General features: G+C 69.7%; 11 protein-coding genes. All 11 read left to right on the plus strand.

Going from position 1 to position 14704, the window contains the following annotated elements; all coding sequences use genetic code 11:
• Positions 1 to 160: 160 nt before the first annotated feature.
• A complete protein-coding gene (gene rsmH / locus ACWETB_RS03680) occupies positions 161 to 1102 on the plus strand; it encodes a 16S rRNA (cytosine(1402)-N(4))-methyltransferase RsmH (RefSeq protein WP_449744010.1) in 942 nt (313 codons plus the stop codon).
• Positions 1099 to 1986, plus strand: coding sequence for a hypothetical protein (locus ACWETB_RS03685; RefSeq protein WP_449743891.1), 888 nt, complete (start codon positions 1099 to 1101; stop codon positions 1984 to 1986). Before rsmH ends, ACWETB_RS03685 begins: the two co-directional genes overlap by 4 nt.
• 21 nt (positions 1987 to 2007) lie before the next feature.
• Positions 2008 to 3921 (plus strand): peptidoglycan D,D-transpeptidase FtsI family protein, encoded by a 1914-nt coding sequence (locus ACWETB_RS03690; RefSeq protein ID WP_452209345.1) that lies wholly within the window; start codon positions 2008 to 2010, stop codon positions 3919 to 3921.
• A gap of 168 nt (positions 3922 to 4089) precedes the next feature.
• The gene (locus ACWETB_RS03695) at positions 4090 to 5739 is read left to right on the plus strand and encodes a UDP-N-acetylmuramoyl-L-alanyl-D-glutamate--2,6-diaminopimelate ligase (RefSeq protein ID WP_452209347.1); all 1650 of its coding nucleotides are present in this window, start codon (positions 4090 to 4092) and stop codon (positions 5737 to 5739) included.
• Positions 5732 to 6295, plus strand: coding sequence for a UDP-N-acetylmuramoyl-tripeptide--D-alanyl-D-alanine ligase (locus ACWETB_RS03700; protein ID WP_449743894.1), 564 nt, complete (start codon positions 5732 to 5734; stop codon positions 6293 to 6295). Before ACWETB_RS03695 ends, ACWETB_RS03700 begins: the two co-directional genes overlap by 8 nt.
• Before the next feature lie 30 nt (positions 6296 to 6325).
• A complete protein-coding gene (mraY, locus tag ACWETB_RS03705) occupies positions 6326 to 7423 on the plus strand; it encodes a phospho-N-acetylmuramoyl-pentapeptide-transferase (protein WP_348804087.1) in 1098 nt (365 codons plus the stop codon).
• Positions 7424 to 7433: 10 nt separating this feature from the next.
• Positions 7434 to 9143: a UDP-N-acetylmuramoyl-L-alanine--D-glutamate ligase gene (murD, locus tag ACWETB_RS03710; RefSeq protein WP_452209350.1), complete on the plus strand. Its 1710-nt coding sequence runs from the start codon at positions 7434 to 7436 to the stop codon at positions 9141 to 9143.
• A complete protein-coding gene (gene ftsW, locus ACWETB_RS03715; protein WP_449743896.1) occupies positions 9140 to 10966 on the plus strand; it encodes a putative lipid II flippase FtsW in 1827 nt (608 codons plus the stop codon). Before murD ends, ftsW begins: the two co-directional genes overlap by 4 nt.
• 177 nt (positions 10967 to 11143) lie before the next feature.
• The gene (gene murG / locus ACWETB_RS03720) at positions 11144 to 12346 is read left to right on the plus strand and encodes an undecaprenyldiphospho-muramoylpentapeptide beta-N-acetylglucosaminyltransferase (RefSeq protein WP_452209352.1); all 1203 of its coding nucleotides are present in this window, start codon (positions 11144 to 11146) and stop codon (positions 12344 to 12346) included.
• 38 nt (positions 12347 to 12384) lie between these two features.
• Entirely contained in the window at positions 12385 to 13947 is a 1563-nt protein-coding gene (gene murC, locus ACWETB_RS03725; protein ID WP_452209354.1) for a UDP-N-acetylmuramate--L-alanine ligase, read from the plus strand.
• Complete coding sequence (locus ACWETB_RS03730; RefSeq protein ID WP_452209356.1) at positions 13944 to 14645, plus strand: cell division protein FtsQ/DivIB; 702 nt, start codon at positions 13944 to 13946, stop codon at positions 14643 to 14645. Before murC ends, ACWETB_RS03730 begins: the two co-directional genes overlap by 4 nt.
• Positions 14646 to 14704 lie beyond the last annotated feature (59 nt).

Here is a 14704-nt window from a genome sequence, read left to right on the forward strand (position 1 = left end):
TGGCCGCCGTAGCCGAGGAAACGATTCCGACCACATCGCCCTGCGCGGGTGGCGTGGCCGGCGCACGCGAAGGGGCACGACGGTGACATCGCAGGATGACGACGAGAGCGGCGCAACCGCCACGAATCGTCGCTCCGGCGAGCATGGTCACATCCCGGTGATGGCTCGGCGCATCATCGAACTGACGGCGCCGGCGCTCTCCGATGCCACTGTGGCACAACCGATCTTCGTCGATGCCACGCTCGGCGCCGGAGGTCACAGCGAACTCGTTCTCACCGAATTTCCCGATACCCGGGTGATCGGCATCGATCGTGATTCCTCTGCGCTTGCCATCGCGGGCGATCGGCTGTCCGCATTCGGCGACCGGATCTCGTTGCACCAGGCCCGTTTCGACGAGATCCCCGCGGTCCTGTCCGCGGCGGGCGTCGACCGGATCGATGCCGCGTTGTTCGATCTCGGGGTGTCGTCGATGCAACTCGACCAGGCCGAACGGGGATTCGCCTACGCCATCGACGCCCCGCTGGACATGCGGATGACCCTCGCCGACGGGCCCACCGCCGCCGACGTCCTCAACACCTATTCACACGGCGAACTCGCCAGGGTCCTCTCGGAATACGGCGAGGAACGCTTCGCCGGAAAGATCGCCTCGGCGGTGCTGCGCGAACGTGAACGCGAACCGTTCACCACCAGCGGACGACTCGTCGAGTTGCTCTACGCCACCATCCCGGCAGCCACCCGGCGAACCGGTGGGCACCCGGCCAAACGCACCTTTCAGGCGTTGCGGATCGAGGTCAATCACGAACTCGACGCTCTGCGCCACGCACTGCCGGCGGCACTGGCGGCGCTCCGGGTCGGTGGACGCGTGGTGGTGATGAGTTATCAGTCGCTCGAGGACAAGATTGTCAAGCGGGAGTTCGCACTTCGCACCACGTCCACCTCACCGCGCGGACTCCCGGTCGAATTGCCCGGAACCGCACCACGTTTCCGGCTCGTCACGCGCGGAGCGGAACGCGCCGACGATGCGGAACTCGAGAGTAATCCGCGTTCGGCCCCGGTACGGGTTCGAGCGATCGAGCGAATCGCCGAGGAGGTGACGTCATGACCCTGATGGACGACGTCGACGTCGACGCAGTGCGCGAGAGGTCGTCCGGCAACTCACGGCGGCGCCGGAGCGGTGCGGACGCGGACCGTCCGACGCGGTCACGGGCCGCCCAACGCGCAATCGATCGCCACAGCAGACGACGCGCCGCCGACGACGCCGACGTGGCACGTGCGGCACGGCTGCAGGCCGCCGCGGGTGGCGTGGGGAATCGCCGAATCACGCTCTCGCAGCGGCTGTCCCGGGTTCCCTTCGTCGTTCCGGTGCTGCTGTTGCTCGCACTGGGTCTGGGTACGAGTCTGTGGCTGTCGACGATGGCTGCGCAGGACTCCTACGAAATCGGTCTGGCGCGCAACGAGAATCAGGCGTTGGCCGACCACGCCGACGCGCTCAAGCGCACCTTCGAATCGGGCAACTCGGCACCGGAGTTGTCCGACAAGGCATCTGCGCTCGGTCTGGTACCCGCACAGAACCCGGCGCGCATGGTGCTCGGTCCGGACGGCAAGGTGCGGATCATCGGTGATCCGACCCCGGCCACCGGCACCCGCATGGGCACCATCAACCCGGATCCGCGACCGAACCCGACCGCACAGATCGATCCCAACAAGGTTGACGACTCGGTCGGCCTGTCGGGTTCGGCGGCGACCACCGCGACCACGAGCGCCCCGACGACCCCCACCGCATCCACCCCGGCGCCATCCACCCCGGCAACTCCGACGACGGCACCGAACACCACACCCGCCCCGTCGTCGATGCCGAGTGGTTCGGTCGAATCGGGCCAAACGCCCAGCGCACCTGCGCCGAACGTGCTGCCCACCTCCGCGCCGGCCTCCGCGGCGCCGTCGACCGGCAACCCGCCGGGCGGAAATTCCGGGGAGAACCGTTAGCGCGGTGGACAATTGACAACCATGACGACACGTGCGACCGCGCCCGCCGCACCCGGACGACCTGCCTCCGGCAGGGGCGGTGCCGGCGTCACCCCGCCAAAGCCGCCCCGCGGTTCCAAGCGTCCGGGTAAGCGTCCCGAGACATTCGTGCTCCGCAGCCGGATCGCCGGTGTGGTGGTGCTGCTCGCGGTGATCGCCGTCGCGATCCGGATGGTGGTGGTGCACACCATCGAAGCGCCGGAACTGTCCGCGCAGGCCGCGCAGCAACGTGAGTACACCCAGGTGCTCACCGCCAAGCGAGGCGCGATCCTCGACCGCAACGGTCGGCCGCTGGCCTACACCGACGAGGCACGGTCACTGACGTTCCTGCCCAAGGCCGTTCGCGCGGCCATCAGCGCGGCCCATCACGACAACCCCGACCTGCCCGATGTCGACACGCGACTGAACCAGATCGCCACCGGAGTCTCCGAGGCGCTCGGCGGATCGATCAGCGTCGACGATCTGCGCAAGAAACTCACCGGCGACGAGACCTTCGTCTACCTCGCCCGCTCGGTAAGCCCCGAGGTCGCCTCCCGCATCATCGCCGACTACCCCGAGGTCGGCGCGGACCCGCAGAGCATCCGCCTCTACCCCGGTGGATCGTTGGCGGCCAACGTGATCGGCGACGTCAACTACGACGGCAACGGCCTCATCGGGTTGGAGGCCTCACTGGACTCCGTCCTCGCCGGCACCGACGGTTCACGAACCTATGACCGCGGTTCGGACGGGGCGATCATCCCCGGGTCCACCCGCAACGTGCACCCGGCGATCAACGGTGCGACGGTGCGACTGACGCTGGACTCCGACATCCAGTGGTTCGTACAGAGCGAGGTGTCCAAGGCCAAGCAACTCTCCGGCGCCAAGTCCGCGTCGGCGGTCGTGCTCGACTCTCGCACCGGCGAGGTGCTCGCGATGGCCAACGACGGGACGTTCAACGCCTCGACGCCGCTGTCCGAACAGCCCGACGCCGATCTCGGCAATCCGGCCGTCACCTCGCCGTTCGAGCCCGGTTCGGTGAACAAGATCATCACGGCGTCGGCGGCCCTCGAGTACGGTCTCACCACACCCGATCAGGTCCATCAGGTTCCCGGCAGTATCCGGATGTCGGGGGTCACCGTCAACGATGCCTGGACTCATGGTGTCGCCCCCTACACGACCACCGGGATCTTCGGGAAGTCGTCCAATGTCGGCACCCTGATGCTGGCCCAGCAGGTCGGTGAGGAACGTTTCGCCGACATGGTCAACCGGTTCGGTCTCGGCAAGCTCACCGGTGTCGGACTGCCGGCCGAGAGCGGTGGCGAGGTGCCCGCACTGAGTCAGTGGTCGGGTGGCTCGTTCGCCAACCTGCCGATCGGTCAGGGCCTGTCGATGACGCTGCTGCAGATGACCGGGATGTATCAGGCCATCGCCAACAACGGGTTGCGCATCCCGCCGCGGATACTGATGTCGGAGCAGCGGGAAGGGCAGGGCGCCCAGACCGAGCCGACGCCGGCGGGTGTGCAGGTGGTCCGGCCGGACACCGCGCGGACCGTGCGCGACATGTTCCGGGCCGTCTTCCAGGACGACCCGATGGGCGTGCAGAGCGGTACCGGGGCCAAGGGCGCCGTCGCCGGCTATCAGCTGTCCGGCAAGACCGGTACCGCCCAGCAGGTCGACCCGTCGTGCGGCTGCTACTCGAACTCCAGCTACAACATCACCTTCGCCGGCATCGCCCCGGCCGACAATCCGCGCTTCGTCGTCGGGATCATGCTGGACAACCCGCGGCGCAGTTCCGACGGCAGCGGGGGCCAGTCGGCGGCACCGCTGTTCGGCACGATCGCCTCGTGGATCCTGCAGCACGACCGCGTTCCGCAGTCCGCGCAGCCCACCCCGAGGTTGGTTCTGCAGGCATCCTGACCGGCCGGGCGCGTCGTCGACGGCTCCCGCAAACAGTTTGACCAACGCCGTGCGACCCGCCCGGGACACGGCGATGCCTGACGGTATCGTGAGTGCGTTCATCTCCCGCCGCGGCCGTCATCGGTCGGCCGGAGACATCCGCAGGGGGAGAGGAGAGGATCTATCGCCATGGCATCTCGTCGCGAGTCCGCCTCCCGTCGCCGGTCGGCTACCCGTGGCGCGGCAGATCTGAGTCGCCCGCGTCACGTGGAACCCACCGAGGTGAATGTGTTGTCGGCGTCCACCGGCGCCCGCCTGGACCTCGTGGGCGCGGCCACCGGATCGACCGCCGTCACCGGGGTCTGCCTGCGCGCACAGGACGTCGAGCCCGGTGATCTGTTCGCGGCACTCCCCGGCGCGCGGGCGCACGGTGCGCAATTCGTCGCCGAGGCGATCGAGCGTGGCGCCACCGCGGTGCTCACCGACGCCGCCGGACGGGCCGAGATCGCCCGCTCGGCGCCCGCCGAGGCCACCTACGCGGTCCTGGTCGCCCACGATCCGCGCAGCGTGCTCGGCGCGGTGAGTTCACGGGTCTACGGGAATCCGTCGCAGCGGCTGAAGCTCATCGGTATCACCGGCACCTCGGGTAAGACGACCACCTCCTACATGGTCGAGGCGGCGTTGCTCGCCGCCGGACACTCCGTCGGGCTGATCGGCACCGTCGAGACACGGGTCGACGGTGTCGCCGTTCCCAGCTCACTGACCACCCCCGAGGCGCCGAATCTGCAGGGTCTGCTGGCGGCGATGGTCGAACGTGGCGTCGACGCCGTCGTGATGGAGGTCTCGAGCCATGCCCTGGCCCTCGGGCGCGTCGACGGGGCACACTTCGCGGTCGGTGCCTTCACCAACCTCTCGCAGGACCACCTCGACTTCCATCCGACGATGCGCGCCTACTTCGAGGCGAAGGCACGACTGTTCGCCTCCGGTTCGTCGGTGCGCGCGGTGCGGTCGGTGATCTGCGTCGACGACGACTGGGGACGGCGGATGGCCGAGGTCGCCGCGGCCGGTGCGCCGAGCGCCCCGATCACCGTGGCCACCACCGACGTCCCGGCGTCCTGGCATGCCGGTCCGTCGACGGTGGACGCCGACGGTTCCCAACGCGTCGAACTACGCGGTCCCGGGCGGATCGCCACCGAGGTCAGCGTGCCGCTGCCGGGTCGCTACAACGTCGCCAACGCCGCCCTCGCGGTCGCGGTGGCCGTGGCCGCGGGGGTCAGCGCCTCGCAGGCCGCGAAGGCGATGCGGTCGGTGTCGGTGCCGGGGCGCCTCGAACGAGTCGACGCCGGGCAGCCCTTCCTCGCGATCGTCGACTACGCCCACAAGCCCGGCGCCCTCGAGGCGGTGCTGTCGACGCTGCGTGGGCAGGCCACCGGCCGTATTGCGGTGGTCGTCGGCGCGGGCGGGGACCGCGATCACGGCAAACGCCCGGTGATGGGTGCCGTCGCCGCACGTGGCGCCGATCTGGTGATCATCACCGACGACAATCCCCGGACCGAGGATCCGGCGACGATCCGGTCGGCGATGCTTGCGGGCCTGGCCGAGGTGCCCTCCGATGAGCGGCCCGCGGGGGCGCAGGAACGGGAGATCGGCGACCGCCGGGCCGCGATCGAGGCGGCGATCGGCTGGGCCCGGCCCGGTGACATCGTGCTGGTGGCCGGCAAGGGCCACGAGGTGGGCCAGGAGATCAACGGGGTCAAGCACCCCTTCGATGACCGTGTGGTCGTCGCCGAGGCCCTGGCCGCCGTGGCGGCCGCAGCACCGGGGGTGCCCGGTGAGTGAGGTGATCACGATTCTCGCCGCGCCGACATCGGCGCGGACCCGCGACGTCGCCAGGTTGTTGCGTACCCTCGTCGAGTCGGCCGACGGCGCCCGACGCGTGTCGCGCGGTGCCCCGCCCGGGGTGCAACCGGACCGGGCCGACGCCGAACGCACGTGGGCGATCCTCGGCGAGCTGCGCACCGACGAGGCCGACGGTCCGGTGCGCTCGGCGAATGAGCACGTCGTCGAGCATGACCTCCTCGGGCGGCAGGCCGTCCGGCTGGCAGTCGACAAGGTGCTGTGTGTCGGTGCCTCGTCCCGGGCCGTGCGGGCGCTGCACCAGGGTGCGGTGATGGAAGGGTCGTGGGGTGACGAGGCGCGATTGGCCGAGGACGTCGAGGAGGCCCTCGACCTCGTCGTCGCCGAACAGGCGTGGACACCACACGCCGGTGACACCGTGCTGCTGGCCGTCCCCGAGCTGTCCCCCGAGACCGTGGCGCAGCGCTGGCGAGATCTCGGCCACGAGGTCACCATCCGTGCGGCACAAGATGATTCGGACGAGTCCGATGAACGGTAACGAACAACGAATGAAGGCGAGGTCCGTCAGGTGACCCAGATCCTCATCGCGGGTGCGATCGCGGTGGCGGTGTCGATCATGCTCACCCCGTTGCTGATCCGACTCTTCTCGCGCCAGGGCTTCGGGCAGGAGATCCGCGTCGAGGGCCCCAAGAGCCACCAGACCAAACGCGGCACCCCGTCGATGGGCGGTGTCGCGATCCTGATCGCGCTGTGGGCCGGCTACTTCGGCGCCCACCTCGCCGGGGTCTTCATGGACTCCGACGCCGGGCCCAGTGCCTCCGGTCTGCTCGTCCTGGGCTTGGCGACCGCCCTGGGTATCGTCGGATTCCTCGACGACTTCATCAAGATCCACAAACACCGCAATCTCGGTCTCAACAAGACCGCCAAGTCGATCGGGCAGTTCATCGCGGCGATCTTGTTCGGCGTCCTGGTCCTGCAGTTCCGCAACGACGCCGGTCTGACGCCGGCGGGACCGTACCTGTCCTACGTGCGGGACATCGACGTCATCTCGATGGTCTCGGTGGCCTTCGTGATCTTCGTGTGGCTGGTGGTGGCCGCGTGGTCGAATGCGGTGAACTTCACCGACGGACTCGACGGGTTGGCCGCCGGATCGATGGCCATGGTGCTGGGCTCGTATGTGCTCGTCGCCTTCTTCCAGTTCGTCAACGCCTGCTCCGGCGGCGCCAAGCCGGCCAACGACATCCCCAAGGGCTGCTACAACGTGCGTGATCCGCTGGATCTGGCGTTGATCGCGGTCGCCGGGGGTGGCGCCTGCCTGGGATTCCTCTGGTGGAATGCCGCGCCCGCCAAGATCTTCATGGGTGACACCGGGTCGTTGGCCCTCGGTGGCATGCTGGCCGGCCTGTCGATCACCACACGCACCGAACTCCTCGCGGTGGTCATCGGAGCATTGTTCGTCGCCGAGATCGTGTCGGTCGTCATCCAGATCGCGTTCTTCCGCACGACCGGACGGCGGGTGTTCCGGATGGCGCCGTTCCATCACCATTTCGAACTCGGGGGGTGGGCCGAGACCACGGTCATCATCCGGTTCTGGCTGCTGACCGCGATCGCCTGCGCGTTGGGGCTGTCGCTGTTCTACGGCGAGTTCCTCACGGTCAGTGGCTGAGGCGGACCCGATGAGTGACCACGCAGACGCCGACGCGCCGCGCGCGGATGACCTCGATGATCCGGCGACGTGGTTGCCGGGACGATCGGTGGTCGTCGCCGGTGGCGGGACCGCCGGGATGTCGGCGGCCGATCACCTTCTCGCCCTCGGCGCACGGGTACGGATCGCCGACGACCGGGTTCGCGACGATGTGGACACCCCGACCGGCGACGCCCCGACCGCCGACCCCCCGATTGCCGGGGCCGCGGCGATCGTCGAGCGTGGCGCCACACTGATCTCGATCACTGCTCTGCTCGCCGACGCCGACTGGACTGCACGAACCGATCTCGTTGTGGTCTCGCCCGGGTTCGCACCCACCCATGCGGTGCCCGCAGCCGCGCTGGCCGCCGGTGTTCCCGTCTGGGGTGAGGTCGAACTCGCGTGGCGTCTGGACGCCGCGCAGATCTACGGACCGTCGCGGACCTGGCTCGTGGTGACCGGCACCAACGGCAAAACCACCACCACCTCGATGCTCACCGAGATCGTGGCCGCCTCCGGTCGAGGCGCGGCCGCCTGCGGCAACATCGGGTTGCCGGTACTCGACGCGATGCGCGCCGAGCGCCCCGTGGAGGTGCTCTGCGCCGAGTTGTCGTCGTTTCAACTGCACTGGGCGCCGTCGATCGCACCGGCGGCCGGGGTGGTGCTCAACGTCGCCGACGATCATCTCGATTGGCACGGATCGTTCGACGCCTACGCGCAGGCCAAGCAGATCGCCTTGCACGGGACGGTCGGCGTGGTCGGCCTCGACAACGCGGTTGCCGCGAGCATGCCGGTGTCCGGCCGAAGGGTCGGATTCACGCTCGCCGAGCCGCGGCCCGGTGAGCTGGGCATCCGGGACGGACACCTGATCGACCGGGCCTTCGCGCTCGAGGGCGACGTCCCCGGCGATGACGGGGTCGTGCTCGCCGACGTCGCGACCATCGCGCCGCCCGGGCCGTCCGGACAGTCCGATGCATTGGCGGCGGCGGCGCTGGCGCGGGCCATCGGAGTCGACGCGGCGTCCATTGGCGCTGCTCTTGGCGCTTTCCGGCCCGCCGCGCACCGCGGCGAGGTCGTGGCCACCCGCGCGGGTATCGACTTCGTCGACGACTCCAAGGCAACCAATCCGCATGCCGCACAGGCCGCGGTCGCCGCGCACCGGCGCGTGGTCCTGATCGCCGGGGGACTGCTGAAGGGGGCCTCCCTGGCGGAGATGCTCACCGCTGTCGGCTCCCGCCTCGACGGGGTCGTCGTGATCGGTCAGGATCGGGATCTGATCGTCGAGGCTATCGCGCGACACGCCCCAGAAGTCCCAACAGTCACAGTGTTCACAGGGGACGATGGCTGCGTGACGGTACAGCGCGAGTTCTCCCTTCCCGCGGGATTCGATCTGCCCACGGCATCCGACCTTCCCGGGGCCCCGACCTCTCGACCGGCGACCCCGTCCGACGCCGCCGTCGCGGTGATGGACCGGGCCGTCGAGGTCGCCTGGGCCCTGGCCGATAGGCCCCGTGATAGCGCAGCCGATAGGCCCCGTGATAGCGCAGCCGCCAGGCCCGAGGCGATTCTGCTCGCACCGGCCGCGGCGTCGCTGGACATGTTCGCCGGCTACGGACGGCGCGGTGACGCGTTTGCCGTGGCGGCCCGGTCCTTGGCCGGATCGGCACCGACAGCCGGTACCCACGAGCCGACGCGCCCATGACCCCGCGGACCGACACCGGCACAGATACCGGCGCCGCGTCGAAGGCAGGACCCGCCGAGAAGTCGAAGGCACCGACGTCGTCTCCGGACGACACGGTGCCCGCGGACCCTGCGGCCGACGAGTCCACGCCGGGTAAGCGGGACGGGGCCGACCGGGACACGACCGATCAGGACCGGGATGCCCGGGCGGGTTCGGGGGGCGCGGCGAAGAAGTCCGGCCGATCCGCGCGTGCCCGGAACGCGAAATCCCCGACGACGGTGACCGGGTCGCTGAGCTCGGTCGTCGGCACCATTGGCGAGGGTGTGCGGAGCCTGCTCGGCCGACCGTTGGCGTCGTATCACCTGGTCCTCACGCTGGCATTGCTGCTGACCGTGTTCGGACTGGTGATGGTGCTCTCGGCATCGTCGGTCGAGGGATACTCGCAGGACGGCTCGGCCTACGGGCTCTTCGCGACCCAGGTGGTGTTCGCGCTGTTGGGCCTGGTCGTCTTCTACTTCACGTTGCGCCTGCCGGTGCGGTTGCTGCGTCGTGTCGCGGCACCGTTGATGATCGTCACCACCATCCTGCTGGCGCTCGTGCTGATCCCCGGGATCGGCACGCTGAGCCAGGGTGCGCGGCGTTGGTTCGTGATCTCGGGGTTGTCGGTTCAGCCGTCGGAACTGGTCAAGGTGGCGCTGTGCGTGTGGGGGGCCCATCTGTTGGCTTCGCGCCGCCGGGAACATGCACCGTTGCGCGAGCTGCTGATACCACTGTTGCCGGTCGGTGTGCTGATCTGTCTGCTGATCATCCTCGAACCCAACCTGTCGACCACCATCACGATCGCCATCATCGTCGGCACCCTGCTGTGGTTCGCCGGCCTGCCGATCAAGGTGTTCAGTGCCTTCGCGGTCACCGGCATCGCCATCGCCATCCTGCTGGCCCTGGTCGAGGGTTACCGATCGCAGCGCGTGATGAGCTTCCTCGGCGGCATTGACGACCCGCAGGGCGCCGGTTACCAGGCGCGCCAGGCCACCTACGCCCTGGCCAACGGCGGCGTCTTCGGGGTCGGTCTCGGTCAGAGCCGGGCCAAGTGGAACTACCTGCCGAACGCCCACAACGACTTCATCTTCGCGATCATCGGTGAGGAACTCGGCCTGATCGGCGGGCTGCTGGTGGTGATGCTGTTCGTCATCCTGGCGTTCGTCGGTTTCCGGATCGCGCATCGCTGCACCGACCCGTTCCTGCGTCTGATGACCGCCACCATCACCGTGTTGATCACCGCTCAGGCGTTGATCAACATCGGCTACGTGATCGGGCTGCTGCCGGTGACCGGTATCCAGTTGCCGCTGTTGTCGGCCGGTGGCACGTCGACGCTGACGGTGCTCGCGATGCTCGGGTTGTTGGCGAATGCGGCCCGCCACGAACCCGAGGCGGTCGTGGCGCTGTCCTCGCCGCCCACCCGTCGCTTCGGCCGGTTGTTCCGTCTGCCCAGGCCGGTGGCCTACCAGCCGTCCCGGGCGGAGGTGCTGCGTGACCGCCTCGACGGCCGACGATCCGGGGCCGCGCCGGCACGCCGAGGGCGACCGACGACCGCCGGACCGGCCGAACCGGCCCGATCGGGCTGGCGACGCGTGTGGCCCGGCGGGCGCGGTGACGCGTCACCGATGGCACCGTCACCGGCTGCGCCGCCGACGTCGCCCGGCAGGTATTCTCCTGCTCGGTATCGTGGCGCACCGACGCCCGGCGCCACCCGCGCCGGTGGTGGCCCGTCGAGAACGCGATATGCGGGTGCGCCGATGAGGTCGGAGCCGCGGGGGCACAACGGTCGCCCAGCCCGACGGTGACCGGACCCGATGACCCGGGCGAGGCGCGGGCCGGGTGTGCCCCGGCATGAATCGGGCCGGGGCGAACCGTCCTCGGTGACCGGTGCCGCGGCGAACCGTGGTGGGGCGCGGCCCGCATGACGTGCAGTGATGCACTCGGACGACGAGCCGGACCTCGGCTCACACGGAGAGGAAGCGATGGAGTCGCCTGAGCAGGCGGATGGCAGCGGTCGCCCGCTGTCGGTGGTGGTGGCCGGTGGCGGCACCGCCGGACACATCGAGCCGGCGCTGGCGGTGGCCGATGCCGTCCGGCGGCTCGATCCGCGGGCCCGGATCACCGCGCTCGGTACCCGCCGGGGCCTGGAGACCACCCTGGTCCCCGACCGCGGGTACGAGCTGGCCCTGATCCCGCCGGTGCCGTTGCCCCGCAAGCCCGGCCTGGAGTTGGCCAAGACGCCGGCGCGGCTGGCCCGGTCGGTGGCCGCGGCACGCAAGGTGCTCGCCTCGGTCCAGGCCGACGTCGTCGTCGGATTCGGCGGGTATGTGTCGATCCCGGCGTACCTCGCGGCGCAGACCCATCTGCGTGCCAAGAAGAGACTGCCGATCGTCATTCACGAGGCCAACGCGTCGGCCGGTATCGCGAACAAGGTCGGCGCCCGCTTCGCCGATGTGGTGCTCGCCGCGGTCGACGGGTCCGGGCTGGAGAACGCCTGCGTCGTCGGAATCCCGGTCCGGGGCCAGATCGCCGAACTCGACCGGGCCGCGTTGCGGGCCAAGGCCCGGCACTACTTCGGTCTCAACGAGGAGGCACCGACACTTCTGGTGTTCGGTGGGTCGCAGGGAGCCCAACAGCTCAACAAGGCGGTCGAGGCTGCCGCCGGGGCGTTGGGCAGTGCCGGCATCGGCGTGCTGCACGCCTACGGACCCAAGAATTCGATCGATCCGGCGACCCCGGCGGGCGCACCGCCGTATCAGGGTGTCGGCTATCTCAAGCGGATGGATCTGGCGTATGCCGCCGCCGACCTGGCGATCTGCCGGTCGGGGGCGATGACGGTGGCCGAGGTGTCGGCCACCGGGCTGCCCGCGGTGTACGTGCCGCTCCCGCACGGCAACGGTGAGCAGCGACTCAACGCTCTCCCGGTGGTCGAGGCCGGTGGGGGAATCCTGGTCGACAACGACGATCTCACCACCGAGTGGGTGGAACGGGAGATCCCGGCGTTGCTCGGTGATCGGGCGCGGTTGGCGGCGATGTCGGCGGCGGCCGCGGGCACCGGCCATCGGGATGCGGCGGTCGAGGTGGCGCGGGCGGCGCTGGAGTTGGCGGCGCAGTTCCGGGCCGGCGATCACCGCGGACACTTGGCACACGCGTTTCGCTCGCCGGGTTCGGCTCCGGAGCAGTGAACAATTATGCATCGGAACGAGTGGGTGGAGGTGAGTCGGTGACCGGCGAGGCGACGCAATCGGGAGCCGGAACGCTGCCGGCCCACCTGCGGCGGGTGCACATGGTCGGTATCGGCGGTGCCGGCATGTCCGGGCTGGCGCGAATCCTGCTCGCGCGGGGTGCGGCGGTGTCCGGCTCGGACGCCAAGAGCAGCCGGGGTGTGCTCGCCCTGCGTGCGCGGGGCGCCCACATCCAGGTGGGACACGACCCGTCGGCGCTCGATCTGATCCCGGGCGGGCCGTCGGTGGTGGTGACCACCCATGCAGCCATCCCCAAGACCAATCCCGAACTCGTCGTGGCCCGGTCCCGGGGTATCCCGATCCTGCTGCGCCCGCATGTGCTGGCCGAGTTGATGGTCGGGTACCGCACGGTCCTCGTCGCGGGCACGCACGGGAAGACGTCGACGACGTCGATGGCCGTGGTGGCCCTGCAGCATTGCGGTGTCGATCCGTCCTTCGCGATCGGTGGTGAGCTGAACGAGTCGGGCACCAACGCCCATCACGGCAGTGGTGCGGTGTTCGTGGCCGAGGCCGACGAGAGCGATGGTTCGCTGCTGGAGTACACGCCCGACATCGTCGTGATCACCAACATCGAGTCCGATCACCTCGACTATTTCGGTACGGTCGAGCGCTACGTCGCGGTGTTCGACGCCTTCGTGGCCCGGATCGTCGACGGCGGCGTCCTGGTGGTGTGCCTCGACGATCCCGGCGCGCGGGCGTTGGCGCAGCGGTGCGCGGCGACGCTGGCCGCCCGGGGAGTGTCGGTGCTGGGATACGGCACCGACGGTGTGGCGGTGCCCGACGGTGTGTCGATGGTGGCGAGCGTGCAGTCGTGGACGCCGACGACCGCAGGCAGCGATGTCGAGGTCCGGTTCGCGCCGCCGGTCACCGGCGTCGCCGAAACCCGCCGAATGTCGTTGACGCTGCCCGGTATTCACATGGCGCGTAATGCCATCGGGGCGACGATCGGTGCGGTGTGCGCCGGCGCCGATCTTCCCGGGGTGATCGACGGCATCGAGGCCTTCTCCGGGGTGCGTCGGCGGTTCGAGTTCAAGGGCCGCGCTCGCGGGGTCGAGGTCTTCGACGACTACGCACACCATCCCACCGAGGTGGCCGCGGTGCTCACCGCCGCGCGCGCAATCGTCGACGCCGATCCCGGCGTCGAGCGACGCGTCATCGCCGTTTTCCAGCCTCATCTGTATTCGCGCACCGAGGAATTCGCCGATCAGTTCGCCGCGGCACTCGATCTGGCCGACGTGGTCGTCGTCGCCGACGTCTACGGGGCGCGCGAGGACCCGATCCCCGGTGTGAGCGGGCGGATGATCGTGGAGCGGATGTCGCGTCCGGCGACGTTCGTGGCGGACCTGTCCTCGCTGGCGCAGACGGTGGCCGCTGCGGTGCTGCCCGGGGACATCGTGCTGACGCTGGGTGCCGGGGACATCACCATGCAGGGCCCGGAAATCCTTGCTGTGCTGGACGATTCGCATAAGGCGGCCCCAGAACAGGCGGGCCCAGAAGAGGCGGGCCCCGAACCGGCGAGCCCCGAACCGGCGGAACCGTGAGGCCCCGGCTGCCACGGCGTCGCCGATCCCGGATCCTGCTGGGCGGTGTGGTGGCGGCCGTCGTGATCGTCGGGATGGTGCTCGTCGCGTATCTGACACCGCTGATGTCGGTGCGCGGCACCGAGATCAGCGGTACCCGGACGGTGCCGGGTGCTCAGGTGCTCGCCGCGGCCGCGGTGCCGTCGGGAACCCCGTTGCTGCAGGTCGACACCGGTGCTGCGGCACGGCGGATCGCCGCGATCCCGTCGGTGGAATCGGCTCGCGTGCAACGCAGTTACCCGTCGACCCTGGAGATCACCATCACCGAGCGGGTCCCGGTCGCGGTGGTCACCGAGGGGGACAAGCTCCACGTCCTCGATCGGTCGGGGGTCGGCTACCTCACCTATCCCGCGGCCTCGGCGCCGCCGGACATCAAGAAGCTGCCCGTTTTCCACACCGCGACACCGGGTCCTGCCGACCCCACCACGCGGGCCGCGCTGGCGGTGGTGGCCGGGCTGCCGCCGTCGTTGTCCAAGCAGGTGGTCAGTGTCACGGCCTCCTCGCCGGTGGACATCCACCTGGAGCTGACCGGAAATCGGAATGTGGTGTGGGGTGACGATTCCCAGGGTGCGGAGAAGGCGCGCACGCTCAGTTATCTGTTGACCCGCGACGCCACGCAGTTCAACGTCTCCGCTCCCGCCTTTCCGACATACCGGTAGCGGCACGCCATCCCGTTAGGGGTGCACCACCTCAGGTGGAGGCGCGACAGCCGCGGCGA

The organism is Gordonia sp. NPDC003950 (genome assembly GCF_053605205.1).